This window comes from Methylocystis sp. JAN1 (assembly GCF_052186135.1).
In the GTDB taxonomy this organism is placed as follows: domain Bacteria; phylum Pseudomonadota; class Alphaproteobacteria; order Rhizobiales; family Beijerinckiaceae; genus Methylocystis.
In genome coordinates this window covers 2,784,773-2,809,175 of sequence record NZ_CP181499.1, presented here as the reverse complement: position 1 = coordinate 2,809,175, position 24,403 = coordinate 2,784,773, and the positions used below count along the sequence as shown (strand labels likewise).

General features: G+C 65.5%; 27 protein-coding genes. 11 read left to right on the top strand and 16 right to left on the bottom strand.

The window, feature by feature from the left end; translation table 11 throughout:
• Window positions 1–115: 115 nt before the first annotated feature.
• The 8 genes from ACNHKD_RS13505 to tsaB all read right to left on the bottom strand — a co-directional run bounded on the left by ACNHKD_RS13505 (window position 116) and on the right by tsaB (window position 6,159).
• Window positions 116–1,057 (bottom strand): hemolysin family protein, encoded by a 942-nt coding sequence (locus ACNHKD_RS13505; protein WP_442754003.1) that lies wholly within the window; start codon window positions 1,055–1,057, stop codon window positions 116–118.
• A complete protein-coding gene (gene ybeY / locus ACNHKD_RS13500) occupies window positions 1,041–1,568 on the bottom strand; it encodes an rRNA maturation RNase YbeY (RefSeq protein ID WP_442754002.1) in 528 nt (175 codons plus the stop codon). The genes ACNHKD_RS13505 and ybeY overlap by 17 nt, the downstream gene beginning before the upstream one ends.
• Window positions 1,565–2,605, bottom strand: coding sequence for a PhoH family protein (locus ACNHKD_RS13495; protein WP_442754001.1), 1,041 nt, complete (start codon window positions 2,603–2,605; stop codon window positions 1,565–1,567). Before ACNHKD_RS13495 ends, ybeY begins: the two co-directional genes overlap by 4 nt.
• Window positions 2,602–3,927, bottom strand: a complete 1,326-nt coding sequence (gene miaB / locus ACNHKD_RS13490) for a tRNA (N6-isopentenyl adenosine(37)-C2)-methylthiotransferase MiaB (RefSeq protein WP_442754000.1) — start codon at window positions 3,925–3,927, stop codon at window positions 2,602–2,604. Before miaB ends, ACNHKD_RS13495 begins: the two co-directional genes overlap by 4 nt.
• A gap of 246 nt (window positions 3,928–4,173) precedes the next feature.
• On the bottom strand, window positions 4,174–4,560 hold the full coding sequence (locus ACNHKD_RS13485) for a type II toxin-antitoxin system VapC family toxin (RefSeq protein WP_442753999.1): 387 nt from the start codon (window positions 4,558–4,560) through the stop codon (window positions 4,174–4,176).
• Window positions 4,557–4,802, bottom strand: coding sequence for a type II toxin-antitoxin system Phd/YefM family antitoxin (locus tag ACNHKD_RS13480; protein WP_442753998.1), 246 nt, complete (start codon window positions 4,800–4,802; stop codon window positions 4,557–4,559). Before ACNHKD_RS13480 ends, ACNHKD_RS13485 begins: the two co-directional genes overlap by 4 nt.
• Before the next feature lie 57 nt (window positions 4,803–4,859).
• On the bottom strand, window positions 4,860–5,348 hold the full coding sequence (locus ACNHKD_RS13475; RefSeq protein WP_442753997.1) for a GNAT family N-acetyltransferase: 489 nt from the start codon (window positions 5,346–5,348) through the stop codon (window positions 4,860–4,862).
• Between the two features lie 10 nt (window positions 5,349–5,358).
• Complete coding sequence (tsaB, locus tag ACNHKD_RS13470; RefSeq protein WP_442753996.1) at window positions 5,359–6,159, bottom strand: tRNA (adenosine(37)-N6)-threonylcarbamoyltransferase complex dimerization subunit type 1 TsaB; 801 nt, start codon at window positions 6,157–6,159, stop codon at window positions 5,359–5,361.
• 227 nt (window positions 6,160–6,386) lie between these two features.
• Here tsaB and ACNHKD_RS13465 point away from each other — a divergent pair, with 227 nt between their 5' ends.
• On the top strand, window positions 6,387–6,821 hold the full coding sequence (locus tag ACNHKD_RS13465) for a hypothetical protein (protein ID WP_442753995.1): 435 nt from the start codon (window positions 6,387–6,389) through the stop codon (window positions 6,819–6,821).
• A gap of 43 nt (window positions 6,822–6,864) precedes the next feature.
• On the opposite strand, the gene ACNHKD_RS13460 is transcribed toward ACNHKD_RS13465, so the two are convergent.
• Entirely contained in the window at window positions 6,865–7,425 is a 561-nt protein-coding gene (locus ACNHKD_RS13460; RefSeq protein WP_442753994.1) for a NifU family protein, read from the bottom strand.
• Between the two features lie 83 nt (window positions 7,426–7,508).
• Entirely contained in the window at window positions 7,509–7,754 is a 246-nt protein-coding gene (locus ACNHKD_RS13455) for a hypothetical protein (protein WP_442753993.1), read from the bottom strand.
• A gap of 66 nt (window positions 7,755–7,820) precedes the next feature.
• Here ACNHKD_RS13455 and ACNHKD_RS13450 point away from each other — a divergent pair, with 66 nt between their 5' ends.
• Window positions 7,821–8,216 (top strand): nuclear transport factor 2 family protein, encoded by a 396-nt coding sequence (locus ACNHKD_RS13450; protein ID WP_442753992.1) that lies wholly within the window; start codon window positions 7,821–7,823, stop codon window positions 8,214–8,216.
• 136 nt (window positions 8,217–8,352) lie between these two features.
• Here the strand turns inward: ACNHKD_RS13450 and ACNHKD_RS13445 are convergent, their stop codons facing one another.
• Window positions 8,353–9,294: an IS110 family transposase gene (locus ACNHKD_RS13445; protein WP_442753421.1), complete on the bottom strand. Its 942-nt coding sequence runs from the start codon at window positions 9,292–9,294 to the stop codon at window positions 8,353–8,355.
• Window positions 9,295–9,496: 202 nt separating this feature from the next.
• Window positions 9,497–10,327 carry an RNA methyltransferase gene (locus tag ACNHKD_RS13440; protein WP_442756898.1) on the bottom strand — a complete coding sequence of 277 codons (831 nt, stop codon included), beginning with the start codon at window positions 10,325–10,327 and terminating at the stop codon, window positions 9,497–9,499.
• 350 nt (window positions 10,328–10,677) lie between these two features.
• On the opposite strand from ACNHKD_RS13440, the gene ACNHKD_RS13435 reads away from it, so the two are divergent.
• Together ACNHKD_RS13435 and dksA are read left to right on the top strand one after the other, a co-directional pair.
• Complete coding sequence (locus ACNHKD_RS13435; protein ID WP_442753991.1) at window positions 10,678–11,889, top strand: NADP-dependent isocitrate dehydrogenase; 1,212 nt, start codon at window positions 10,678–10,680, stop codon at window positions 11,887–11,889.
• Between the two features lie 323 nt (window positions 11,890–12,212).
• Window positions 12,213–12,629, top strand: coding sequence for an RNA polymerase-binding protein DksA (gene dksA, locus ACNHKD_RS13430; RefSeq protein ID WP_424362119.1), 417 nt, complete (start codon window positions 12,213–12,215; stop codon window positions 12,627–12,629).
• A gap of 62 nt (window positions 12,630–12,691) precedes the next feature.
• Here dksA and ACNHKD_RS13425 read toward each other — a convergent pair whose 3' ends face one another.
• Window positions 12,692–13,564, bottom strand: a complete 873-nt coding sequence (locus tag ACNHKD_RS13425; RefSeq protein ID WP_442753990.1) for a hypothetical protein — start codon at window positions 13,562–13,564, stop codon at window positions 12,692–12,694.
• A gap of 348 nt (window positions 13,565–13,912) precedes the next feature.
• On the opposite strand from ACNHKD_RS13425, the gene cckA reads away from it, so the two are divergent.
• Entirely contained in the window at window positions 13,913–16,435 is a 2,523-nt protein-coding gene (gene cckA, locus ACNHKD_RS13420; RefSeq protein ID WP_442753989.1) for a cell cycle histidine kinase CckA, read from the top strand.
• Window positions 16,436–16,505: 70 nt separating this feature from the next.
• Here cckA and ACNHKD_RS13415 read toward each other — a convergent pair whose 3' ends face one another.
• Entirely contained in the window at window positions 16,506–17,642 is a 1,137-nt protein-coding gene (locus ACNHKD_RS13415; protein WP_442753988.1) for a DUF2865 domain-containing protein, read from the bottom strand.
• Between the two features lie 286 nt (window positions 17,643–17,928).
• On the opposite strand from ACNHKD_RS13415, the gene ACNHKD_RS13410 reads away from it, so the two are divergent.
• Entirely contained in the window at window positions 17,929–18,462 is a 534-nt protein-coding gene (locus ACNHKD_RS13410; protein ID WP_442753987.1) for a CreA family protein, read from the top strand.
• A 3-nt stretch (window positions 18,463–18,465) separates the two neighbouring features.
• Here ACNHKD_RS13410 and ACNHKD_RS13405 read toward each other — a convergent pair whose 3' ends face one another.
• Complete coding sequence (locus ACNHKD_RS13405) at window positions 18,466–18,804, bottom strand: hypothetical protein (protein WP_442753986.1); 339 nt, start codon at window positions 18,802–18,804, stop codon at window positions 18,466–18,468.
• A gap of 279 nt (window positions 18,805–19,083) precedes the next feature.
• Here ACNHKD_RS13405 and cysS point away from each other — a divergent pair, with 279 nt between their 5' ends.
• The 5 genes from cysS to cimA all read left to right on the top strand — a co-directional run bounded on the left by cysS (window position 19,084) and on the right by cimA (window position 23,468).
• Complete coding sequence (cysS, locus tag ACNHKD_RS13400) at window positions 19,084–20,472, top strand: cysteine--tRNA ligase (protein WP_442753985.1); 1,389 nt, start codon at window positions 19,084–19,086, stop codon at window positions 20,470–20,472.
• A gap of 200 nt (window positions 20,473–20,672) precedes the next feature.
• A complete protein-coding gene (locus ACNHKD_RS13395; RefSeq protein ID WP_442753984.1) occupies window positions 20,673–21,026 on the top strand; it encodes an endonuclease domain-containing protein in 354 nt (117 codons plus the stop codon).
• 206 nt (window positions 21,027–21,232) lie between these two features.
• Window positions 21,233–21,367: a hypothetical protein gene (locus ACNHKD_RS13390; protein ID WP_442753983.1), complete on the top strand. Its 135-nt coding sequence runs from the start codon at window positions 21,233–21,235 to the stop codon at window positions 21,365–21,367.
• Window positions 21,367–21,876, top strand: coding sequence for a GNAT family N-acetyltransferase (locus tag ACNHKD_RS13385; protein ID WP_442753982.1), 510 nt, complete (start codon window positions 21,367–21,369; stop codon window positions 21,874–21,876). Before ACNHKD_RS13390 ends, ACNHKD_RS13385 begins: the two co-directional genes overlap by 1 nt.
• Complete coding sequence (cimA, locus tag ACNHKD_RS13380; protein WP_442753981.1) at window positions 21,876–23,468, top strand: citramalate synthase; 1,593 nt, start codon at window positions 21,876–21,878, stop codon at window positions 23,466–23,468. The genes ACNHKD_RS13385 and cimA overlap by 1 nt, the downstream gene beginning before the upstream one ends.
• A gap of 285 nt (window positions 23,469–23,753) precedes the next feature.
• Here the strand turns inward: cimA and ACNHKD_RS13375 are convergent, their stop codons facing one another.
• Window positions 23,754–24,350, bottom strand: a complete 597-nt coding sequence (locus ACNHKD_RS13375) for a TIGR00730 family Rossman fold protein (RefSeq protein ID WP_442753980.1) — start codon at window positions 24,348–24,350, stop codon at window positions 23,754–23,756.
• Between the last annotated feature and the right edge of the window lie 53 nt (window positions 24,351–24,403).

Here is a 24,403-nt window from a genome sequence, read left to right as displayed (position 1 = left end):
GGCTTTCGGAGCCTCCCCGCGAATCAGCGGTTCGACTCTAGCCCCTTTCGCGGCGGGGCAAAGGCCGAGATCCGTCAGGGGCGCTGCCGCGATTCCGCCGAAACCCAGCCCACATTCAGGGGCGGCGGCGCGCCCTCACGCGCAGCTTGCCGACGCGGCGGGGATCGGCCTCGACGATCTCGAATTCATAGGCGTCCACGGGCGTGGCGATGATCTCCCCGCGCATCGGCACGCGGCCGGCGAGCCAGGCGACGAGGCCGCCAATTGTCGTGACCTCGGCCGGCGTATCCTCCAACCGGAAATCCACGCCGAGCCGCGCCGTCACCTCGTCCAGATCGGCGCGGGCGTCGACGAGGAAGTCGCCATTGTCGAGCTCCTCGATTTCCGGCGGCTCGGCGACGTCGTGCTCGTCCTCGATGTCGCCGACGATCATCTCCATAATGTCTTCGATCGTCACCAGCCCGTCCGTCCCGCCATATTCGTCGATGACGAGCGCGAGATGGGTGCGCGTCGTTTGCATTCGAATGAGCAGATCGAGCGCCGGCATGGAGCGCGGCACGAAAAGCACCGGCTTGAGGAGATTGGCGTCGGATATCGGCGTGTCGAAGTCGATCCTTTTCCCCGCGGCCTCGGCAACGGTGGTCGGGGCGTCGCACATCTCCGCGCAGATGGCGAGATGATTGACGAAATCGCGAATGTGCACCATGCCGCGCGGATCGTCGAGCGTCCCCGCATAGACGGGCAGGCGCGAATGGCCGGCGTCGCGAAACACCGCCAGCGCCTCGCGCAAGGAGGCGTCGAGCGAAATGGCGATAATGTCCGCGCGCGGGATCATCGCGTCCTCGACGCGCAGATCGTGCAGGCCGAGCACGTTTTTCAGCAGCGCGCGCTCATGCGGCGTCACGTCGCCGGCCGCCTCCTCGAGCGCGTCTTCAATATCCTCGCGGACGGATGCCGGCGAGAGGCCAAGCAGGCCGCGCAGCCGGTCGATGAGCGTCACGCGCGGCTCGTGGCCGCGTCTTAATGGCTCCTCGGCGTTTTCAGATCGTATCGACATGACCTTCGTTCAGTTCGCCCGCTTCTTCCTCTTCGCCGGCCGCCTCGCCGGCGTAGGGGTCGCGCAAGCCCAACCGGGACGCGATCCGTCTTTCGAGGCCCTCCATTTCTTCGGCCTCGGCGGCAGTCTCGTGATCATAGCCGATCAGATGCAGAAATCCATGGATGACCATGTGCGCCGTATGTTCGCGCAATGTTTTTTCCTGCTCCGCCGCCTCTCCGGCTACGGTTTCGTAGGCGATGACGATATCGCCCAGAAGCGGGCGGGTCGAGAGCGGCCCGGGCGTGGGAAAGGAGAGGACGTTGGTCGGCTTGTCCTTGCCGCGCCACTCGGCGTTGAGCGCCTGAATCTCCGCGTCGTCGCAGAAAGTGACGCTGATCTCGCAGCCTTCGGCAAGCTTTGCGCCGCTCGCCGCCAAGCTCGCTTCCACGCAGTCGCGCGTGAGCTTGCCCAGCCCGTCGAAGCTGTCCCAGGCCTCGGCGGAGAGGATGATGTCGATCTCCAGGCTCATGCTTCGCCGCGCGGCTTGTTCCTGGCGCGGGCGGCGCGGTCATAGGCCCCGACGATCTGGCGCACGAGATCATGGCGGACGACGTCCCCTTCGGAGAAAGTGACGCGGCCGACGCTGTCGATCTCGGACAGCAGCGAGACCGCCTCCGACAGGCCCGAGGTCTGGCCCGGCGGCAGGTCGGTCTGCGACGGGTCGCCCGTGACGATCATGCGCGACCCTTCGCCGAGGCGCGTGAGGAACATCTTCATCTGCATGGAGGTGGCGTTCTGCGCTTCGTCGAGCAGGACGCAGGCGCGGGTGAGCGTGCGGCCGCGCATGAAGGCCAGCGGCGCCACCTCGATGATGCCGGTCTGCATGCCGCGCTCGACCATGCGCGAGTCCATGAAATCGTGCAACGCGTCGTAGATCGGGCGCAGATAGGGATCGACCTTCTCGCGCATGTCGCCGGGCAGGAAGCCGAGGCGCTCGCCAGCTTCGACGGCGGGGCGCGAAAGGATGAGCCGCTCGACCGCGCCTTGCTCCATGAGCTGGACGGCGTGACCGACCGCGAGCCATGTCTTGCCCGTGCCGGCGGGGCCGGAGCCGAAGACCAGTTCGTAGCGCTTCAAAGCGCGCAAATACTGGTCCTGCGCGGCGTTGCGCGCGCGGACGAGCCCCCGCTTGCGGGTGATGAGCTGCTCGAAGGCGCCGCGCGCGGGCTCCGCGTCCGGGAACAGGCTGCGCTGGCGCGCGGTCTCCTCTATGGCGCCGTCGACGTCGCCGAGCGCGACCGTCTGTCCCTTGGAAATGCGCTCGTAAAGCGCCTCCAGCACGCGGCGGGCATGCTCGCAGGCTTCGGATTTGCCCTTGAGCGTGACGTGATTGCCATTGGCGAAGGAGGCGATTTTCAGCCTGCGCTCGATCTTCGCGAGGTTCTGGTCGTAATGCCCGAAGACGAGAGAAGCGTATTTATTGTTTTCGAAGGCCAGGGTGATTTCCGCGTCGGGCTCGGCCGCCTCGTCCCGGCGTCCGATCCTCAGTTCGTCAATCGTCGTCAAGCCTTCGCCTCCTCGCCCTTGCCCGATAGCCGGCCCGCCAGCGAATTGGAGCCCGCCGCGACGATCGCGACGCGCGCCACGCCGCCGATCATCTCAGCGGGGCCGCTGACATGCACTGCCTGCATATAGGGGCTCTTGCCAGCGATTTGACCCTCGTGGCGGCCGGGTTTCTCGAACAGCACGTCGATCGTTCGGCCCACGGTCGCGCTGTTGAAGGCTTGGCGCTGTTCTTCGAGCAGCGCCTGCAGCGCGGCGAGACGCGCGCGCTTGACGTCTTCGCCGATCTGATCGTCCCGGTCGGCGCCGGGCGTGCCGGGGCGTGGCGAATATTTGAAGGAGAAGCTTGACGCGAAACCGACCTCGCGCACGAGCCGCATCGTCGCTTCGAAATCTTCGTCCGTCTCGCCAGGAAAGCCGACGATGAAGTCCGACGACAGCGCCACGTCCGGCCGCGCCTTGCGGAGCCGGGCGACGATGTCGAGATAGTCTTCCGCGTTATGCTTGCGGTTCATGGCTTTCAAGATGCGGTCCGACCCCGATTGGACCGGGAGATGGACATAGGGCATGAGCTTTGGAATCGACCCATGCGCGTCAATCAAATCCTGCGCCATGTCGACAGGATGACTGGTCGTGTAACGCAGCCGCTCGATCCCCTGCATGTCCGCGAGATGCGCGAGCAGGCGGGCGAGGCTCCATTCCGCGCCATTATCGTCGGCGCCGCGATAGGCGTTGACGTTCTGTCCGATGAGCGTGATCTCGCGGACGCCAGCGTCCACGAGCCGCCGCGTCTCGGCGAGGATGTCGGCGACGGGCCGTGAGACCTCCGCGCCGCGCGTGTAGGGAACCACGCAAAAGGAGCAGAACTTGTCGCAGCCCTCCTGCACTGTGACGAAGGCGGAGACGCCGCGGGCGCGGATCTGGGCGCGGCTTGGCTGGGGCAGGGCGTCGAATTTGTCCTCGACCGCGAATTCCGTGTCGGTGAGGCGGCGGCCGTCTTTCGCCTGTTTCAGAAGGTCCGGCAGGCGGTGATAGCTCTGCGGGCCGACGACGAGATCGACCGCGCGCTGGCGCCTCAAGACCTCCTCGCCCTCGGCCTGCGCCACGCAGCCGGCGACGACGATCTTCATGTCGCGGCCCTGCGCCTCGCGGTCGCGCTTTTCCAAAGCGAGCTTCCCGAGCTCGGAATAGATCTTCTCGGCGGCCTTTTCGCGGATATGGCAGGTATTGAGGATGACGAGATCGGCCTCGGCTTCGTCGGCGGTTTCGGCATAACCCTCGCGGCCGAGAAGATCCGCCATGCGCGTCGCGTCATAGACGTTCATCTGGCAGCCGTAAGACTTGACCAGAACCTTGCCGCCGAGCTCATTCCCGCCTTGCGGGGCCGTCGTCTCGGGGGACGCCTGAAGCGCTTCAGCGGCGTTCGAAACCAGGGTGGAAATCTTTGATGCTCCTTTAGGCCTGAAGGCGCGACTCGCTCGCAACCGCTGCCGTTCGCGTCATTATACGAGGTTTTAGCGGGGGAGCCGACTCCAATATTTCTAGCGCTCAGACGAGTGCGCGCGTGATCGTCAAACCGCCTGCACGGGTCCTGGGTAGCGCGCCAGCGCTTTGTTCGAGGTCAGCAAGACCAGCCCCTCGATGATCGCTTGCGCAAGGAGAAGCCGGTCGAACGGATCCTTGTGTAGGAAGGGCAGCGCCTCGACGGCGAGCACATGCTCGGCAAGCACCGGTAATTCCCGGAAATCATTATCGGCGAGGGCCTGCCGCAGTTCGGCGGCGTCGACAACGAAATCGCTCCGGCCTTGACCGTTCTTGATAACGATCTCCCAAAGGCTCGCGACGCTGAATGTGATTTCGTTGCCGCCGTCCTTCAAGACAGCCTGCACGTAGCGGGGTAGTCGTTCGAAATCTCCGGCCGCCCATAAGATCAAATGCGTATCGAGAAGATATCTCACTCGTCGCCTGCAAACATCCGCTCGATTTCCTCGGCGCCCATTGTGTCGAAATCTTCGGGGACCGAAATCTTGCCCTTGAGGAAACCCAGACGTCGAACCGCTTTCTTCTCCAGAGCGCCGAGAGCCGTAACTTTCACCATCGGCTTCCCGGCCTTGGCGATGATAAAGGATTCCCCTTTCGCCGCTTCCTCGACAAGGCGCGATAGTTGCGTCTTCGCTTCGTGGATGTTGACCGTACGCATGGAGATGAACTTAGTCGACTTAGTTCAGTGTGGCAAGCTGGGAAACCAGACTGTCGTCTACATCTCCAGCCTCAAATTCACCGCTGCGCGCTTCGTCCCGTCGGCGCGCTGGTAATAATTCTCCCGCCGGCCGATCTCCTTGAAGCCGAAGCGATAATAGAGCTTCAGCGCCGCTTCGTTGTCGTCGGCGACTTCCAGAAAGACAAGGCGGGCTCCGCCGCGCTCCAGATTTTCGAGATGCTTGTCGAGGATCATGCGGCCCAGTCCCGCGCCGCGGCGGGCCGGATCGACGGCGAAGGTGAGCACCTCGGCGTCGGGCGGGAGGAGGCGAGAGAGGATGAAGCCGCCGAGCTTGCCTCTCGCTCCCTCCGAGACCGCGCCGTCGGCGATGACATGGGGGTCGGTGAGATAGCTCTCGAAATCGATCTTGGACCATCCGAAGGCGAAGGACGCGCCGTGCAGCGTCTCACACTCCTCCGCGCGTTCGGCGCCGATCGGCCGGACGACGAAGGTCGGCTTGGCGAAAAAACTGGTCAGCAGGCTCATCGGGAAAAATCTATGCCTGCGCGGGCGCGGAGGCGAGAGCCTCTTGCGACGGGGCGCTGTCGGGGGCCGGCTCGGCGGCGGCGGGGGGGCTGGCCTCGGGCGCCGGCTCGGCCTCGGGCGCGGCGGAGGACAAGGCCGGTTCCGGCGGCTTGCCAGGCAGGGTGACGTCCGGCTCCTTCAGGTAAAGCGGCTTGGCGGGCGCGGTCTCTGGACGCGCGGCGAGACCAAGGCGGGCGACGTATTCGATGTTTGGCGAGGCCTGCTCGCTGACGATCCTGACCGCCATGCCCCCCGCGCGGGCCTCCTTCGCCAGCAGTTCGGCGCCCGAGCCGATGAGCAGCAGCGGCCCGTCGCCCAGCGCCCGCAGCGCCTCATGCGCGCCGGCGCGGCGCGGCGTGAGGAGCGCGCGGCCGTCCGGGCCGAAAGCCGCGACATAGACCTTGCCATGGCGGGCGTCGATGGCGGCGGCGACGACGCCGTCGAATTCCTCCAGGATCAATGGCGCGGCGAGCGCGGCGAGCGTCGAGACGCCGACAACCTCGGCCTTGCAGGCCAGCGCGATGGCCTGGCCGGCGGCGAGCCCGATGCGAATTCCGGTGAAGGAGCCGGGGCCGACCGCGACGGCGACGCGGTCGATCGTGGAGAAGCCGCCCTGGACCTTGCTCATGACCCGCTCGATCAGCGGCATGATCGCTTCCGCATGGCCGCGCTCCATGGCGATGGTCTCGGAAGCGATGGGCTCCTCCGCGTCGTGGTCGAGCACGCAGGCCGATACGGCGGGCAGGGCGGTGTCAATCGCAAGGATTCGCATGGGCGGAGCATATGACCCTTTTGGGGCCGCGATCAACAAAGGGCGCGAAAAGATCGAGCGGGCTTTCGTCAAGCCGAGAGGCGCGTCGTCGTGGGTCGGCGCTTCCTCCAACCAAGGAAGGGGGATTGGCGACGGCGGCGCCGCAGCCGGGCCTTGCGCCAACGCATGGCGCTCGCGCAAGAATTACGCGCTATCATCGCCCCGCTCGCAAAACGAAAGGCGCCGGAGTGAAGAAGATTTTGAGACTCGCCGGGGCCGGCGCGGCCCTCGCCTGCGCCGCTCGACCGGCCCTGTCCGCGCCGCTTCTGGAGGCGACGTCGCTCTACAGGGAGCTGGCGCATGGCTGCAGGGCGGTGGACCTGAGACAATGGTCGCATCCGACGAAACGCGTCCTGAACCGGGCGCGGATCGAGATCAGGAAAGTCGAATTGTGCAATAACGACGCCTATCCGATCTTCACCGTTTCCTTCAGATACGATCCGCAAGGCCCCAACGACGCCTATTACAACAAGTTGTTCGCCGAGATGGCGGCGGCCAATGGGCGGCATTCTTATTCTTTTGTCGATCCCGCATGGTCACTCGTCATCGACGTGAAAGCGGCGGCGGGAAAGAACGATCTCTCCGTTTCTTACGAAGACTTCTCAGCGCCCGCGAAGCGGTGAAGGCGCGGGCGCGAGCCTCGACATGCGCCCGACCGGATTCGCCTCAGGCCGGTTGAACCGCTTTCACCTGCGGAACAAAATGACGCAGCAGGTTTTCGATGCCGTTTCGGAGCGTCGCCGTGGATGAAGGACAGCCCGAGCAGGCGCCTTTCATGGCGAGATAGACCACGCCGTCGCGGAAGCCCTTGAAGACGATATCGCCGCCATCGCCCGCCACGGCTGGCCGCACGCGCGTCTCGATCAGCTCCTTGATCGTCGCCACGGTCTCCGCGTCGGCTTCATCGTAGAACTCACCGTCATGGTCGGTCACGGCGGCGGCGCCGTCGGTCAGGAGCGGCGCGCCGGAGGCGAAATGTTCCATGATTGTGCCGAGGATGGCGGGTTTAAGATGCGCCCAGTCCTTCTCGTCCTTGGTGACCGAGACGAAGTCGCCCCCATACATCACCGCTTCGACGCCATCTATGGCGAGGAGCGCCTGCGCGAGCGGCGCATTGGCGGCCGCCTCGGGCGAGCGGAACTCCATCGCGCCCTGGCCGAGAACATTCTGGCCGGGGAGGAATTTCAGCGTGGCGGGATTGGGGGTGGCTTCGGTCTGGATGAACATTTTCAGGCCTCCTGCGCCCGGTTCAAGGCCGGGAGTTGGCGCGTGCTTAGCACAATTCGGCTGGCCGCGATACGGATCGGATTTCATTTGGGGTTTCCGTCGCGGCGGCGAAAGTCCGCCATGCGCGCGCGCCAGCGCCTTAGCGCCACGACCGACCAGACCGCCTCGACGAGCCCGAAGGGCCAGGCCCCCTGCAAAAAGCCGTAAAGGGAGCCGAGCGCGCAGGAAGCCGCGAAGCCGAGGACGAACCAGTGGCTGCGCTCTTCCAGCGCATAGGCGAACAGCATGGCGCTCACGGCGAACAATCCGAATAAGGTCAGCGAATCCATGACGCCCGTCCGCAAATAGGGCGCCAGTCTATTGCCATGGCCGGGTGAATCCACCACTGTCCCTTCATGGACGAAGACAGCCTTCTCGCGGCCAACGCCGCCTATTACCGCGCCTTCGCCGCGCGCGATCTCGCCGCCATGGAGGCGATCTGGGCGGAGGAGGGCGTCACCTGCGTGCATCCGGGCTGGCCGGCGCTGATCGGCTGCGCGCCGGTTGTCGCCTCCTACCGCGACATCTTCCGTAATCCGTCACAGGAGACGGTGACGGCGCGGGAGGAGCGGGCGCTGATTGAGGGCGAGGACGGGCGCGTATTCTGCGTGGAGGAGGTCGGCGGCGGGCTGCTGCTGGCGACGAACTGGTTTCGCATGATCGCGGGCAAATGGCGGCTGCTGCATCATCAGGCGAGCCCGCTCGCCCCGCCGCCGACGGCGCACAAGGACGTGAAGCGGGTGTTGCATTGAGGGCTTAACGGCGCTGACGATACGGAATCTCATTGCGAGGAGCGTAAGCGACGACGCAATCGAGGGGCTCGCAAGAACCGTTTTTAATCGCAACGACTTTCACCCTCCCCTTTACGGGGAGCGACTATCTGGTCTGTCAAGGATGGACTGGAGGGAAAGCGTCCCTGGCTTCTCTTGCTCTTGCGTTGAGGATGACGAGAAGTTTTCGGGCGAGGGCGATTCGGGCGACCATTTTGGGTTTTCCCTTCTGGATGAGGGCGTTGTGGAAAGCCTTGAGCTTCTTGTCGAAGCGCATTGCGATGCCGGCGACGAGGAAGAGGATGGAGCGAACGCGGGCGCGTCCGCCGCGGATGTGGCGATTGCCCCTGCGGGCGCCGCTGTCGTTGGCGATGGGGGCGAGGCCGGCGAGCTTGACGATCGCCTTGTTGGAATAGACGCCGATCTCCGGGAGCTCGGCGAGGAGGCGGGCGACAGTGCGGTCGGCGACGCCCTTGACGCTGCGCAGGGCGGCGTCGAGGCGCGCCCAGAGCGGATCCTTTTCGATTTCGGCGGCGATCTCCTTCTCGAAGCGGCGGGCCTCCGCATCGAGGAAGGCGATGACGGCCTCGATGCTGCCGCGCGCGAGAGCGTCGCTTGTCGTATGGCGGCGCTGCTTTTGCGTGACGAGGTCGGCGACGATCTGCGAGAGACGCGTGGTCAGCGCCTCGAGACGCTGCTGGGCGTCGCTGGGCGGCTTTGTCTCGACGATGTTGAGGGCGCGGGCGGCGCCGGCGATGAGGCGGGCGTCGATCGCGTCGGTCTTCTCCAGCGCGCCGGCCGCCTTGGCGAAGTCGCGAACCTGGCGGGGATTGACGCGCGCGCAAGGTAGGCCGCTTTTCCAGAGCAGGAGAAAGGCGAGCTTTTCGAGGCCGCCGGTGGCCTCCATGGCGACGAGCGCGACGCCGTGCTCTCGGCAGAAGCCGGCGAGCGCGTCGACGCCCTCGGCGGTGTTGTCGAAGGCGGCGGCGACGTTGGGCCCAGCGACGAAGACGTCGAGGCGCGCCTTGGAAACGTCAACTCCACAAATGATCTTTGCCACGGTAACCTGCCTTGTGCGTGCGATTGCAAATCAAGCGACTGTTCGGTCGTGCGCAGCTGCGGCGACGATCCCAGGCTCCCCGACGGTTGTAGCCAAAGGGTGGGCGGGCGACATCGCCGCGCGTCGGGAGGGATGGCCATCCCTCCCGACGCAGGTCGCTTGAATCTCACAAATCCGTTGATAGGCAGATACAAGGGTGGTCTCAGCCCTCCGCGTCTTCCAGCTTCTTCCGCCGCCAAATTTTCTTCGGATCACGGCGCGGTCCTTCCACCAGCCGCACCACCATGCCCCAGAGCGTGCGCACATCCTGCTGCGTCAGGCCCATGCGGTGGAACATGTTGCGCAGATTGCGCGACATGACCGGCTTCTTGTCGAGCGGGCGAAAGAAACCGCGCTTGTCGAGCTCCTCTTCGAGAAAATCGAAGAAAGCCATGGTCATCTCGCGCGTCGCCGGGGGCGAGCGCTCTTCCAGCGCGTAGGGAAGGGCGTCGCCATGGGCGGCGCGGAACCATTCATAGCCGACGAGCAGGACGGATTGCGCGAGATTGAGCGAAGCGTAGGCCGGATTGACCGGAAAGGTCAGGATTGCGTCGGCGAGCGCGACGTCGTCATTGTCGAGGCCCGTGCGCTCAGGGCCGAAGAGAAAGCCGCGCTTCTCGTCCGCCGCGACGCCGGCGGCCGTATCGGCCAGCGCCTTGGCGGGCGGAACCACATCCTTCATCTGCCCGCGTCCGCGCGCGGTCGCGGCGTAGACGAAATTGAGGTCGGCGATCGCCTCGCGCACGCTGTCATAGAGCTTCGCCTGCTCCAAAAGATGCGCCGCCCCGGCGGCGGCGGCGTAGGCGCCCTTGCGATAGGCGCCCGTGCGCGGCCAGCCCTCGCGCGGCGAGACGAGGCGCAGGTCGGAGAGCCCGAAATTGGCCATGGCGCGGGCGCACATGCCGATATTCACGGCCAATTGCGGGCGCACCAGAATGATCGCCGGCCCGCCCGTGAGCGCCTGCTTCGTATGATCCGTCCCCGCTCCGACCAATTTGCGCATCCTCTGGCAAAGAAGTCGCTAAATAGGCGAAAAGCGGCGCGCGGGGGAAGGGGCCAGACGCGATCGGCGCCGAGGGGCCTCACCCCTCCGCGGCCAGTTGGCGCCGAGAACGGCAACTTCCCGCAAGCGAAGCGGCGGAGTGGCGCCTTTGATGCTTTTCCGCAAGGCTTGGGATGTCGGTTTCCCGCGCGGTTCTCAAGAGCCTGCAAGAGATCGGGAGAGCCCGAAGCCCGGGGCGACCTTCGTCCTCAGGTCATTGCCGGAACATGGTTCCAAGCGCCGCTTTCCCTGGCGCCGGAGCAGGGGTATTAAGGCGCGCGCAGCGCGAGGACCGTCAAGACATGCAGAAGATCAAGGTGGCCAACCCTGTCGTCGAACTCGACGGCGACGAAATGACCCGCATCATCTGGGCCTTCATCAAGGATAAGCTGATCCGGCCCTATCTCGACATCGATCTCCTTTATTACGACCTCTCGATTCAGAACCGGGACGCCACCAGCGATCAGGTGACGATCGACGCCGCCAACGCCATCAAGCAGCACGGCGTCGGCGTGAAATGCGCCACCATCACGCCGGACGAAGCGCGCGTGAAGGAGTTCAACCTCAAGGAAATGTGGAAGTCGCCGAACGGCACGATCCGCAACATTCTGGGCGGCGTCATCTTCCGCGAGCCGATCATTTGCAACAACGTCCCGCGCCTTGTCCCGCACTGGACGCAGCCGATCGTGGTGGGCCGTCACGCCTTTGGCGATCAGTACAAGGCCACTGATTTCAAGACCCCCGGAAAAGGGCGCCTGACCATCAGGTTCGAGGGCGAGAACGGGGAGGTGATCGAGAAGGAGGTCTTCAAATTCCCGGGCGCCGGCGTCGCCATGGCGATGTACAATATCGACGACTCGATCTACGAATTCGCCCGCGCCTCGTTCAATTACGGCGTTCAGCGCAAATTTCCCGTTTATCTTTCAACCAAGAACACGATCCTCAAGGCTTACGACGGCCGGTTCAAGGACATCTTCGCCGATGTGTACGAGAAGGAATTCAAGCCGCAGTTCGAGGCGCTGGGCCTGTGGTACGAGCACCGCCTCATCGACGACATGGTGGCGTCCGCGCTGAAATGGTCGGGGGGCTATATCTGGGCCTGCAAGAATTATGACGGCGACGTGCAATCGGACATCGTTGCGCAGGGCTTCGGCTCGCTCGGCCTTATGACCAGCGTGCTGATGACGCCGGACGGCAAGACCGTGGAGGCGGAAGCTGCGCACGGCACGGTGACGCGCCATTATCGCGAGCACGAGAAGGGTCATGAAACGTCGACCAACTCCATCGCCTCTATCTTCGCCTGGACGCGCGGCCTCGCCCATCGCGCCAAGCTCGACGGCAATGAAGAGCTCGCACGCTTCTCGAAGACGCTTGAAGAGGTCTGCGTGAAGACGGTCGAAGCCGGCTACATGACGAAGGATCTCGCGCTGCTTGTCGGCCATCATCAAAACTGGCTGTCCACCACGGGATTCCTCGACAAGGTCGACGAGAATTTGCGCAAGGCGACCGGCTGAAGTCGTCAGGTCGAAGCACAAGCGGCAAACCCCCGAAAATGCGCCCGCGGCGATCGGCGTCGCAGGCCTTTTTTGGAACGCGTTCGAAGACCTCCGGGAGTTTCGTGGAGAGACGGCTTCAGCCGGGCAATTGCGCGCGCCGGCGTGACGCGCAAGGATTCAATCGACGGGTTTATGCAATCGACTGAACGAGTTGCAGGGCGCGGCGGCGCGAACGGCTTGCGAAAGGAGTCATTCTCCGCCGCGCGGTGAAATATGATTGTGTCAGCTTCTGCGCCCGTCTATATAGGCCGCGCCTATGGTCCAACACGGGATTCGCGGCAATGACGGTGGATCTGGACGAAGCCTATAAGCCGTCGGAAGACGAGCCTTTCATGTGCGACCGGCAGCGAGAATATTTTCGCCGGAAGCTTTTGGCCTGGAAAGAAGACATTCTCCACGAAAGCCGCGAGACGCTGGCCGCGCTCCAGAACGAGAACGAGAACCATCCCGATCTCGCTGACCGCGCGTCGTCAGAGACGGATCGCGCGATCGAACTGCGCGCGCGCGACCGCCAAAGGAAGCTCATCGCCAAGATCGACGCCGCCTTGGGACGTCTCGAAGATGGCAGCTACGGCTATTGCGAGGAGACGGGCGAGCCGATTTCGCTGAAGCGTCTCGACGCGCGGCCGATCGCGACCCTCTCCATCGAGGCGCAGGAGCGTCACGAGCGGCGCGAGAAAGTCTATCGCGACGACTAGAATCGAACCGCAAGACCCGGGACCGGGGAAAGGGCGTCGCCTCGTTGCGACGCCCTTCTTTTTTACTCCTTCTCGGGCCGGCCGAGCAGGCGGGCCATTTCCGCCTCCAGCGACTCCAGCGGGTCGACTTCGGGCGCAGCCGACGGCGGCGCAGGTGGCGCGGGCGGGGGCGCCGGCGGCGGAGCCGGGGGGCGCATCTGGGCCGGCGGCGGGGGAGGCGGGGGAGGCGGCGGTGCGGCGGGCGCCGGCGGCTCTGGCGGCGGGGCCGGCGGAGCGGCGACCGGCGCAGGCGGCGGCGTCGCCGGCTTGGGCGCGGGAGGCGGCGGCGCGCCGGGACCGGTTTCGCCCTTGGGCTGAATCAACCGCTGGGTGCGCGCCAGGAAGGGCGGGGTCGCCGGGCGCGGCGCGGCCGGTCGCGGCGGCGGCGCGGGTGGAGCCGGGCGCGCGGGCGGCGGAGCCGGGGGCGCGGCGGCGGGCGGGGGCGCCGGCGGCGGCGCGGGGGGACCGGATTCAGCAGGCGTCGGTTTGGTCGGCGCCGGCGCAAAGAGATCCGGCGGCAGGTTGAGCGGACCGGGCGCGGCCGGCTTCGGAAGAGGCCCGGGCGGAGGCGGAGGCAGCGGCGCTTCCGCCGGGCCGGGCGGCCAGGCGCCGGCGGCGGCCGGGGCGGCGCGGGTCTCCGTCGCGGGACGAGGCATCGCGCCCTCGGGCCGCGCGATCGCGCCCTCGACCAGAAGATCGTTGGGGCCGCCGATCAGCAGGAGATGTTCCATATTGTCGCGCCGCACGATCACGAGCTGGCGCTCGCGATCGAGGTCGAAGACGTCGACCACGTCGAGACGGCGTCCGCCTTTCTTCGTCCCAGCCGCGCGTATTCTCCGGCCGAAAAGAAGTCGGATGATGTATAGGACGAGGAGCGCGGCGATGAGGAACGCCACGATTGCTCCGAGAATTGGGAGCAGTTGCGAGAATTTTTCTGACATGAACCGCAGGTCTCTCTTCGAACGCGCCTGAACCTTGCCAAGGTAACAGCTTTTCAGGCAAGAGGCCGCAAAAGGTTAATCAATGGTTAACGAAACGCCGGACTGCGGTTGAAATCGGTCCGGCGCCGTTGCCATCCGCGCCGCGGGCCGCCATTCTTCAATGTGATTCTGGCGAACTTCAGGTTTGACGAGTCGGAAGGCCGCGCGTGTTCGACGCGCGCCTTCATTAATCATATTCTGGCATGCAGAGCGAATCGCTCGGGACGCGCGCCGCGTCCGGGCGCGACACGCGGGGCGTTCAGGATGACCGATAGGGCGGCGTCGTCTGCATTTGACCGAAGCGACCGGCCCGGCAACGCCGGACTCGTGCTGGCGCTGGCGGCGTCGATCGTCGCCGTGCTCGGCGTCTTTTTTCTGGCGCCCGCGGCCATGGCCCCGCGTTTCATCATGCTCGCGCTCGCGCTGTTCGGCGTCGCCGGGGTGTTCTTCCTCTTCGCCTACGCGGTCGGCCTCATCCAGTTCTCGTCGCGCGCCCCGCGCAACGACATCACCAAGCTCATTGCAGACTCGACCACCGAGGGCCTGCTCGTCACCAAAGGGGACATGCAGATCGCCTACGCCAACGACGCCTATATGGAGCTCTGCGGCGCGCGCGACGTCTCGGGCCTGCAGGTGGTGGAGAGGCTTTTCTCAGGACCGCCGGAGGTCTCCGAGGCGATCTACAGGCTGGCCCAGGCCGCAAAAGCCGGAACGGCTCATGTGGAGGATCTGCGTCTGTCGCCGCCGCTGAACGGCGCCGGCGCCGTCGGCTGGTATCGCATCAAGGTGCGGCCTCTGCCGCATGCGGGGTCGCGCGCTTCGCTCTGGCGCGTGGCGGACGTCACCGGCGAGCGCCAGCGCCAGGAGGGGGTCTTCCAGGAGCTTCAGCACGCGATCGATTTTCTGGATCACGCGCCGGCCGGCTTTTTCTCCGCCGATCCGGGCGGCTCGGTCTCCTACATGAACAAGACGCTCGCCGGCTGGCTCGGCTACGACCTCACGCAGGTCGGCTCCGGCGGCGCGACTCTCGCCTCCATCGTCGCCAATAACGGCGCGGCGCTGCTCGCGGCGGTGTCCGGTTCGCCGGGCGAGGTGCGAACCGAGCAGATCGATCTCGATCTGCGTTGCCGCAACGGTCGTTCGCTGCCCGTGCGCCTGCTGCATCAGGTGGCCTTCGGCCAGGACGGCGCCGCCGGCCCTTCGCGCACGCTCGTGCTCAACCGCGCGGCCGGAGAAAAGCCGGGAGAGGATCTACGCGCGGCCGAGGTGCGCTTTGCGCGCTTCTTCAATTCCACGCCCATGGCGATCGCGACGCTCGACGCGGAAGGACGCGTGCAGGATTCCAACGCGGCCTTCGCCAAGCTTCTGCCCAATGCGCTCAAGGCCGGCCACGGCAAGGATCATTGGTCGGTGCTCGCCGGCCTCTCCGAGCGCGACGCGGAAGCCCTGCGCAAGGCGATTCAGGACGCGGTCGAGGGCAAGAGCGACGTCAAGCCCGTCAATGTCTCCTTCGAGGAGGGAGCAGGACCGCGCTCGGCCCGTTTTTTCGTCTCTCCGGCCGAGGATTCGGGGCAGAAGGGCGCGACCCTCTATGCGCTCGACACCTCCGAGCAGCGCAAGCTGCAGGAGGAGTTCGCGCAGTCGCAGAAGATGAACGCGGTAGGCCAGCTCGCGGGCGGCATCGCGCACGACTTCAACAATATGCTCACCGCGATCATCGGCTATTCCGATTTGCTGCTGTCGAGCCATCGGCCCACCGATCCGGCCTTCCGCGACATTCGCCAGATCAAGGAGACGGCGAATCGCGCGGCGGGCCTGACGCGGCAACTGCTCGCCTTCTCTCGCCGCCAGACGCTGCGCCCGCAGGTCCTTCAGCTCGGCGACGCGCTGTCGGAGCTGCAGATCCTCCTGCGCCGGGTCGTCGGCGAGAAGAACGAACTCGATCTGCGCCACGGCCGCGACCTTTGGTATGTGAAGGCCGATATTACGCAGTTCGAGCAGGTCATCATCAATCTCGTCGTGAACGCCCGCGACGCCATGCCGGATTCCGGCGGCCGCGTGCAGATTCGGACGCGCAACGTCACGAAGGACGAATGTGCGAGCTTCAGCCTCGTCCACCTGGTCGCGGCCGACTACGTTCTCGTCGAGGTCGAGGATAACGGCGCGGGCATCCCGTCGGAAGTTATCGAGAAAATCTTCGAACCCTTCTTCACGACGAAGGAAGTCGGCAAGGGGACGGGCCTCGGCCTCTCGACGGTCTACGGCATCGTGAAGCAATCGGGCGGCTTCATCTTCGCGTCGAGCGAAGTGGGCGCGGGCACGGTGTTCCGCATCTTCCTGCCGCGTTACATTCCCGAAGCGAAGGAGACGCCCCAGAAGGAGACCGAGGCGCCGAAGCCGGCCGCCGATTACACGGGGCAGGGCGTCATTTTGCTGGTCGAGGACGAGGACGCCGTGCGCTCCATCGGCGCCCGCTCGCTCAAGTCGCGCGGCTTCACCGTGCTCGAGGCGACGACCGGCCTCGAGGCGCTGGAGGTCGTGGAGCAGGTCGGCGGCAAGATCGACCTGATCGTCTCCGATGTCGTCATGCCCGAAATGGACGGTCCCGCAATGTTCGCGGAGCTGCGCAGGCGCGGCGTGAAGGCGAAGGTGATCTTCGTCTCTGGCTACGCCGAGGAGGCCTTCGCCAAGAACCTTCCGGAGGGCGACTTCGGATTCCTGCCGAAGCCGTTCTCGATCAAGCAACTGATCGAGACGGTGAAGTCGCATATGGGGGCGGAGGGTTAGACGGCGCCGTGATCGCTCCATAGGTTAGAGCGCGCTTCCGGCGGACGCCCGCTGGCGATTTTATCCGCCGTCAGAGCGTCGGCGCCACGACGCGGACGCGCCGCTTCACCCCGTCCGGGCCGACGACTTCCCGAAATACTTCCGGCCCGCCAGTCGTCACGCTGCCCTCCGTCCCGCGCAAGCCGTCGCCCGTGCCGGGCGCTGGCGGCGGCGCGGAGCCGTCCGGCTTCCGGGCGCGCGGGTCGCTTGGAGAAATCGGCCGCGACATCTGTTCCGCCTGCTCGGCCGTGATCATCTGGTCCTTTTTGTTGCGCTCGGCGAGTATCCGCTCGGCTTCCGCCAGGGCCTCCGTCCAGCTCTGGCCCCGCGGCCTGCAACCGCAGGACGGGTCGAAGACCTTCTCGAACTTCCGCGCATTGGGATGGTCCGCATAAGCCTCGCCGTCGATGGAGATGGCTGAGTCCAGGCCCTTCCATTGCGACTGCGTGTAGAGCTTCGCTTCCGCGCCGGGGCACATGGTCTTGCAGAGCGTGTTGAGGTCGTCGAGCTGCGAACCCTTCGCCGAATAGGTGATCGGGAAAAAGCCGCCGTCGCATTCGCGGACGCAGATGGCCATGGGGCCGCCGCGCGGACGCTCCTCCGCCTGCTCGCTTTCGCCGTCGTAATTGGGGTCGAGCGTCTCATCCCGCGGCGGGCCGATGGGGACCTCGCGCAATCCCGTCGCTTGGTCCGGCGCGCCGACGCCGAACAGCTCCTCGAAGAAACTCCTGGGCTGCGGCTCGTGGGCGGCCACGCGCTGGTTGCGGCAGTCGACCTCGTAGCGGGCCATGAGCGCCTGCCGTTGGCTGTCGTCCGTCGCGCCCTGGTCATAGGCGGCGATGGAGCCCTGCAAGACGCCGAGCCGCGCATTGACGGCGGCGCACTGGGGCGGGGGCGGGTCCCCGAAGAAGAGAAACTGTTCGCGGTCGCAGCCCATCGCCCGGCCACGGGCGGCGAGCTTGCCATATTCGGCGCGCTGCTTGGCGGCCGCGGCGCGATAGCGCGCCTGCAAGCCCTCGGCGCCGGCCTTGGCGATCTGGGCGCGCAGATCCGTGCAATAGGCGCTCTCGGCCCGCGCCGCCTGCGAAGGGAGCAAGGCGAGAAGCGCAGCGCCGAGCGCGGTTGCAAGGAAACTGCGTAAATACTCCGGCCTCAAGGTCGGCCTCATCTCGTGCTCCGGCTGCCGGCCCGGCGCGGGGCGATCTTTGAGCCTCTCCGCGCGACCCGAGTCCTGGAATCGCGGCGCGCTTTCTTCATATTCGCTTAATTGCGCCGCCGATCAAATCCGTGGGGGATTCTGCCGCGCATCATGTCCGCAACAAGGCGGGCCGTCGGACCCGCGCCGGCCCGCCCGGCGCGGCCGACGCATTTTTTGCTGCGCCGCAGCCGCAGCCCCTCTTCCCTTGAGCGCGGTCTTCGCCCATATCCGCCCCGAGCCATTGGAGGGTCGCCATATGAAGACTTGCAGATTTCTCGCGATTGTTGCGGTCGCCTTCGCCGCGCCGTTTTCCGCCGGCGCCGCCTCTGCTCAGGAGGGACCCGACCTCATCTTCCGCAAGTCGACCGACTTCAAGCTGCTGACGCCCAACGACAAGCTCGCGACCTATGTCGTCGACGACCCGCTGATCGACGGCGTCGCCTGCACCTATACCGCGCACGAAAAGGGCGGCGTCGCCGGCATGTTCGGCGTCGCTGAGCAGACGTCGGAAGTCTCGCTCGCCTGCAGCCAGTATGGGCCGATCAGGCTGCGCGCCGGCAAGGAGAAGGAAAAATTCAGCCAGGGCGATCTCGTCATCAGCGAGCGCCGGTCGCTTCTCTTCAAGCAGATGCACATTGCACGCGGCTGCGACACCAAGCGCAACATGCTGGTCTACATGGTCTATTCCGACAAGCTTGTCGAAGGTTCGCCGGAAAACTCGACGGCGACCGTGGCGATCCAGCCGTGGGGAGGGGCGGAGCCCGCCAAATGTTCGGACTGGGTGAAGTAGCCCTTAATCGGCGCAGGACACGACAGCCGCGTCGGGCCGCACGGGCTGGCGCGGCGCGTCGGCCGCGATCGAGGCGGTGATGTCCTCGGCGCGGCCATAGGCCTTGGCTGGGCCGTGGCCATGGGACTCGCACCAGGCGTCGGCGACGAACTTGCCGCAGGCGGACTTCTGCGTGAGGCATTCCATCACGCCGTAGCCATCCTGGTCGGTGACGACGTAGGTCGACGCGGGCGCTGCCTGGGCGTTGGAATGATAGGCGGCGGAGACGAGAAGGCCGGCGACGAGCGGGGCGGCGATGCGCGGCCAGAGAGACTTTTCGTATTTCGACGAGAGAATGAACATCAGCCCGCGCCCATGAGAGGCCGCCCAAGGCCGGCGGCGTTCCGAAGAGGTAGCGGGACGCAGTAAAATATGCGTTAAGTCGCCACGATCCTGCCGTAATGCGGCGGCGCAACAACGCGCTTGACGGGGCGGCGTTTTCCGGCGCATGGTCCGTTCCATGACGCTCAACTGCCGAATTTGCGGCCGGATCATCATCAGCTAGCGACCCACGCTGGCCGGAGCCGTCACGTCCCTCAAACGACATGAATCGCGCCGGCCATGCTGGCCACAGAGGTTTTCATGTCGACGCCCGCGCTCAAGATCTACAACACGCTGACGCGAACGAAGGAGGCGTTCCGCCCCCTCGATCCCGCCAATGTGCGCATGTATGTCTGCGGGCCGACGGTCTATGATTTCGCGCATATCGGCAACGCCCGGCCGCTCATCGTCTTCGATGTGCTCTATCGCCTTTTACGGCGCCTGTACGGGCCGGAGCATGTGAAATATGTTCGCAACATCACGGACGTCGACGACAAGATCAACGCCCGCGCCGCCGAGCGCGGCGTCACGATCCGCGAACTGACCGAAGAGACCAACAGGGTCTTTCAGGAAGACGTGAAGGCGCTGGGTTGCCTGCCGCCCGACGTGCAGCCGCGCGCGACCGAGCATATCGCGCAGATGATCGCGATCATCGAGAAGCTGATCGCGACGGGACATGCGTATGCGGCGGACGGTCATGTGCTGTTCGACGTGCCGTCCATGCCCGCTTACGGCCGTCTCTCGCGCCGCTCGCTCGACGAGATGATCGCCGGCGCGCGCGTCGACGTCGCGCCCTACAAGCGCGGCGACATGGATTTCGTCTTGTGGAAGCCGTCGAAGGAGAGCGAGCCGGGCTGGGACTCCCCGTGGGGCAGGGGCCGTCCGGGCTGGCATATCGAGTGCTCCGCCATGAGTTGGGCGCATCTCGGCGAGACGTTCGACATTCACGGCGGCGGCATCGATCTGGTGTTCCCGCATCACGAGAACGAGATCGCGCAATCTTGCTGCGCGTTCGGCCAGCCGGTGATGGCGAATTACTGGATGCATAACGGCTTCCTTCAGGTCGAGGGCGAGAAGATGTCCAAGAGCCTGGGGAATTTCGTGACGATCCACGAGTTGCTGCACACGGAGAAGTTCGGCGGGCGGAAATGGCCGGGCGAAGTGTTGCGGCTTGCGATGCTGCGGACGCATTACCGGCAGCCGATCGATTGGACGGTGAAGGCGCTGGAGGAGGCGGAGGACGAACTCGCGAGTTTCGCCGATCTGCTCGGCGGCGATACCCCTTGCGAAGCGCCTCCTCCGGATTTTGTTTCCGCACTCGCTGACGATCTCAACACGCCGAACGCTCTGACAGTCTTGCGGTCATACGCCAAGCAGGCGAAGGGCGACGATGCCGAGGCGCGCATAGCCCTCAAGTCCTGTCTGTCGATGCTCGGCCTGTCGCTGGATGTTTTTACGAAAGCCGCCCAGGAAGACGGGATTTCGCCAGAGACAAAGCTTTTCATCGCTAACGCTGTCACCGCTCGCCTCGCCGCCCGCGCCGCCAAGAATTGGTCCGAGTCCGACCGCATCCGCGACGAGCTCGCCGCCATGGGCGTTGCGCTCAAGGACAATAAGGACGGCACGACGACTTGGGAGGTGAAGCGGTGAGCGGGCTGTCCCCCACTCGTCGCGCTTCGCGCGCCACCCTCCCCGCAAGGGGGAGGGATTTGAGCCCGCTTAGTGGCGCCTTTTCTGCGATGTTGATGCGGTTGTGCGACTGTGATGTTGATGGCGACGCTGATGCAGTCCCATCCCTCCCCTTTACGGGGAGGGTGGCGCGCGAAGCGCGACGGGTGGGGTCTTAACGCATGTCCGTCGCCCGCGCCCGCGCGTTACGCAAGACGATGACCCCGCAGGAGGTGAAGCTCTGGGTGCAGCTACGCAAGCTGCGGTCCGAGGGCTTGCATTTCCGCCGTCAGGCGCCGGTTGATGGTTACGTTCTCGATTTCGTCTGCTTCAAGCACAGGATGATCGTGGAGATCGACGGCTCGCAGCATGCGGACGATGAAGGGCTGCGACATGACATTCGCCGCGACGCGCATTTCGCCGCCAATGGTTTTCGCACGCTCAGGTTCTGGAACCCGGAAGTGGATTCGAACCTGCACGGCGTCGTCGAAACAATTCTTGCGCGGGCGCGTGAGAGCGTTCGGGAGGCGCCGTGATGCGGACCCCCGCCCGTCGCGCTTCGCGCGCCACCCTCCCCGCAAGGGGGAGGGATTTGAGCCCGAAGATTTGCGCTCAGCTCGATAAGCTGTCTGGAATAAACCGCGGCGCCGATGCAGCGCCATCCCTCCCCTTTACGGGGAGGGCGGCCCGCGAAGCGGGCCGGGTGGGGTTCGCCCGAGAGGTGGGGTAAAGGGAGCAAGCCATGTCCAACGAAGACTGGAAAAAGACGCTGCCGTTCAAGCGCCATTGGGCGGTGTATCTCCTCTTCAAAGTCGCCGTGCTCGCGGGCGCGGCCTTCATCGCGTGGCATTTGCTGCGCGCCTTCGAGGTCGTCTGATGGCGCAGCACGGGGTTTCGCCGGGTCTTCGGCCGTTTCTTCCAGGCGACGCGCCGACGCTCGCCGCGCTGTTTCGCGCGAGCGTCGAGGAGCTGGCGGCCGAGGATTACAGCGACGACCAGCGCGAGGCCTGGGCGTCGGCGGCGGATGACGAAGAAGTTTTCGCTGCAAAGCTCGCAAACGCGCTGACCATCGTCGCGCTTGTGGGCGGCGAGATTGCGGGCTTCGCTTCGCTGAAGGACAACACGCTTCTCGATATGCTTTATGTGCGGCCGGATCTGGCGAGGCGGGGCGTCGGTTCGTCTCTTGCCGACGCCGCCGAAAAACTTGCGGGCGCGCGCGGAACGAAGAAGCTCACGGTCGAAGCCTCCGACGCGGCGCGCGATTTCTTCGCCGCGCGCGGCTATGTCGCGCAAAGCCGAAACACCGTGACAATCGGCGGCGAATGGCTCGGCAATACAACGATGACCAAGGATCTGGCGGCGCCGCCCGCCTCGGGACCGCATTGATGGCCAAGGAACGCGTCACGCTTTACGATACGACGCTGCGCGACGGCGCGCAGACGACGGGCGTCGATTTCTCGCTTGAGGACAAACGGCAGATCGCCGCCATGCTCGACGAGCTCGGAATCGATTATGTCGAGGGCGGCTATCCCGGCGCCAATGCGACGGATACCGAATTTTTCGCGAGCCGTCCGAAGATCAAGGCGCGCTTTTCCGCCTTCGGCATGACGCGCCGGCAAGGACGCTCGGTCGAGAACGACACAGGCGTCGCGGCGCTGCTCGACAGCGCGGCGGACGCCGTGACTTTCGTGGCCAAGAGCTGGGACTATCAGGTCAAGGTCGCCTTACGCTCCACGGAAGAGGACAATCTCGAAGGCATTACGCAATCCGTAAGGCACGCCGTCGCGAAGAAGAAGGAGGTCGCCGTCGATTGCGAGCATTTCTTCGACGGCTTCAAGGCGAACCCGGATTATGCGCTCGCCTGCGCGAAGGCCGCCTATGACGCCGGCGCGCGCTGGGTCGTGCTCTGCGACACAAATGGCGGCGCGCTGCCGCATGAGGTCGAGCGCATCGTCGCGGAGGTCGTGAAGGTCGTTCCGGGCCAGAATGTCGGCGTGCATTGTCACGACGATACGGGGCAGGCGGTCGCCAATTCGCTCGCGGCGCTGCGCGCGGGGGCGCGGCAGATTCAGGGCACGCTCAACGGATTGGGCGAGCGCTGCGGCAACGCCAATCTCACCACGATCATTCCCACGCTGCTATTGAAGGATGAATTCGCCTCGCGCTTCGAGATCGGCGTGACGCGCGAGAAGCTCGCCCATCTCACGCGCATCAGCCATGCGCTCGACGAACTGCTCAACCGCGCGCCGAACCGCCATGCGCCTTATGTCGGCGCCAGCGCCTTCGCGACCAAGGCGGGCATTCACGCCTCGGCCGTGATGATCGATCCGAAGACCTATGAGCATGTGACGCCCGAAAGCGTCGGCAATCGGCGCCGTGTGCTTGTCTCGGACCAGGCCGGGCGCTCGAATATCATCGCGGAGCTCGCGCGCCTCGGCGTTCTCCTCGACAAGGACGATCCCCGCCTCGCGCGTCTGCTGGAAGAAGTGAAGGAGAAGGAAGCGCAGGGCTACGCCTATGAGGGCGCGGACGCCTCGTTTTTTCTCCTCGCCAAGCGCGTGCTCGGCGAGGCGCCGCATTACTTCGACATTGAGCGCTACAGCGTCGCGGTGGACCGCCGCTTCGCGCGCAACGGATTCGAGGACCGCGGCGCCGAGGCGATCGTGAAGATCGCGGTGCATGGCGAGACGCGCATTTCGGCGGCCGAGGGCAATGGCCCGGTGAACGCGCTTGATCTCGCGCTGCGCAAGGATTTGGGCGCCTATCAGAAATATATCGACGACGTGCGGCTCGTGGATTATCGCGTGCGCGTCTTCCAGGGCGGCACCGACGCCGTGACGCGCGTGCTGGTGGAATGCGCGGATGGCGAGGGAAACCGCTGGTCGACGGTGGGCGTGTCGGCGAACGTGATCGACGCCTCCTTCGAGGCGATTGTCGATGCGATCAATTACAAGCTGCTTGTGTCGGGAGCGAAGTAGGGCGGGCCCCACCCGTCGCGCTTCGCGCGCCACCCTCCCCGCGAGGGGGAGGGATTTGAGCCCGAAGATTTGCGCTCATGCTGAAATGCGGATGCAGCTTCGAGCGTTTGTCGTGATCAGCAATGCGGATGCAGTCCCATCCCTCCCCTTTACGGGGAGGGTGGCGCGCGAAGCGCGACGGGTGGGGTCTTAACGCATGTCCGTCGCCCGCGCCCGCGCGTTACGCAAGGCCATGACGCCGCAGGAGGCGAAGCTCTGGGTGCAGCTACGCCAGGTGGGGCCAGCTCACATCCTCTCCGTCACCGCCGTCTCCGCGATTTCCGGCGTCCGGCGCGCCGTCGCCAGGATCATCGGCAGAATGTCCTCGATGCGTTCGGCCACCAGATAGCGCACGTCATATCCTTTGCGGATGAAGCCCGAATTGTGCATATGGGCGAAAAGCGAGAGCAGCGGGCGCCAGAAGCCGGCGATGTCGGCGATGACGAGCGGCTTGGTGTGGCGCCCGAGCTGGATCCAGGTGAGTTGTTCGGTAAGCTCTTCCAGGGTGCCGATGCCGCCCGGCAACGCGACGAAGGCGTCGGACTTCTCGAACATGAGCCGCTTTCGCGTATGCATGTCGTCTACGACGATGAGGTCCGTCAGACCCTGCAGCGCGATCTCGCGCTCATCCAGAAAGCCGGGAATAATGCCGGTGACCTGTCCGCCGGCGTTCAGCGTCGAGCGCGCCACCACGCCCATCAGTCCGCAGGAGCCGCCGCCGAAAACGAGTCCGACGCCTGCTTTCGCCAGCGCCCGTCCAAAAGTTTCCGCGGCTATGGCGTAGCGCGGATCGTCTCCTTCGGCGGAGCCGCAGTAGACGCAAATGTTCTTGATTTTCTGCATAACTCTCTTCCGTCAACTGGCGCCTTCGGCCCGCCCGTCAAGCGGGGTGCGCG

What these genes read in the sequence shown, in the direction of transcription:
- ACNHKD_RS13505 (WP_442754003.1), bottom strand. Translation starts at nt 1,057, where the DNA reads ATGTCGATACGATCTGAAAACGCCGAGGAGCCATTAAGACGCGGCCAC.
- ybeY (WP_442754002.1), bottom strand. Translation starts at nt 1,568, where the DNA reads ATGAGCCTGGAGATCGACATCATCCTCTCCGCCGAGGCCTGGGACAGC.
- miaB (WP_442754000.1), bottom strand. Translation starts at nt 3,927, where the DNA reads ATGAACGTCTATGACGCGACGCGCATGGCGGATCTTCTCGGCCGCGAG.
- ACNHKD_RS13480 (WP_442753998.1), bottom strand. Translation starts at nt 4,802, where the DNA reads ATGCGTACGGTCAACATCCACGAAGCGAAGACGCAACTATCGCGCCTT.
- ACNHKD_RS13475 (WP_442753997.1), bottom strand. Translation starts at nt 5,348, where the DNA reads ATGAGCCTGCTGACCAGTTTTTTCGCCAAGCCGACCTTCGTCGTCCGG.
- tsaB (WP_442753996.1), bottom strand. Translation starts at nt 6,159, where the DNA reads ATGCGAATCCTTGCGATTGACACCGCCCTGCCCGCCGTATCGGCCTGC.
- ACNHKD_RS13460 (WP_442753994.1), bottom strand. Translation starts at nt 7,425, where the DNA reads ATGTTCATCCAGACCGAAGCCACCCCCAATCCCGCCACGCTGAAATTC.
- ACNHKD_RS13455 (WP_442753993.1), bottom strand. Translation starts at nt 7,754, where the DNA reads ATGGATTCGCTGACCTTATTCGGATTGTTCGCCGTGAGCGCCATGCTG.
- ACNHKD_RS13450 (WP_442753992.1), top strand. Translation starts at nt 7,821, where the DNA reads ATGGACGAAGACAGCCTTCTCGCGGCCAACGCCGCCTATTACCGCGCC.
- ACNHKD_RS13435 (WP_442753991.1), top strand. Translation starts at nt 10,678, where the DNA reads ATGCAGAAGATCAAGGTGGCCAACCCTGTCGTCGAACTCGACGGCGAC.
- dksA (WP_424362119.1), top strand. Translation starts at nt 12,213, where the DNA reads ATGACGGTGGATCTGGACGAAGCCTATAAGCCGTCGGAAGACGAGCCT.
- cckA (WP_442753989.1), top strand. Translation starts at nt 13,913, where the DNA reads ATGACCGATAGGGCGGCGTCGTCTGCATTTGACCGAAGCGACCGGCCC.
- ACNHKD_RS13415 (WP_442753988.1), bottom strand. Translation starts at nt 17,642, where the DNA reads ATGAGGCCGACCTTGAGGCCGGAGTATTTACGCAGTTTCCTTGCAACC.
- ACNHKD_RS13410 (WP_442753987.1), top strand. Translation starts at nt 17,929, where the DNA reads ATGAAGACTTGCAGATTTCTCGCGATTGTTGCGGTCGCCTTCGCCGCG.
- ACNHKD_RS13405 (WP_442753986.1), bottom strand. Translation starts at nt 18,804, where the DNA reads ATGTTCATTCTCTCGTCGAAATACGAAAAGTCTCTCTGGCCGCGCATC.
- cysS (WP_442753985.1), top strand. Translation starts at nt 19,084, where the DNA reads ATGTCGACGCCCGCGCTCAAGATCTACAACACGCTGACGCGAACGAAG.
- ACNHKD_RS13395 (WP_442753984.1), top strand. Translation starts at nt 20,673, where the DNA reads ATGTCCGTCGCCCGCGCCCGCGCGTTACGCAAGACGATGACCCCGCAG.
- ACNHKD_RS13390 (WP_442753983.1), top strand. Translation starts at nt 21,233, where the DNA reads ATGTCCAACGAAGACTGGAAAAAGACGCTGCCGTTCAAGCGCCATTGG.
- ACNHKD_RS13385 (WP_442753982.1), top strand. Translation starts at nt 21,367, where the DNA reads ATGGCGCAGCACGGGGTTTCGCCGGGTCTTCGGCCGTTTCTTCCAGGC.
- cimA (WP_442753981.1), top strand. Translation starts at nt 21,876, where the DNA reads ATGGCCAAGGAACGCGTCACGCTTTACGATACGACGCTGCGCGACGGC.
- ACNHKD_RS13375 (WP_442753980.1), bottom strand. Translation starts at nt 24,350, where the DNA reads ATGCAGAAAATCAAGAACATTTGCGTCTACTGCGGCTCCGCCGAAGGA.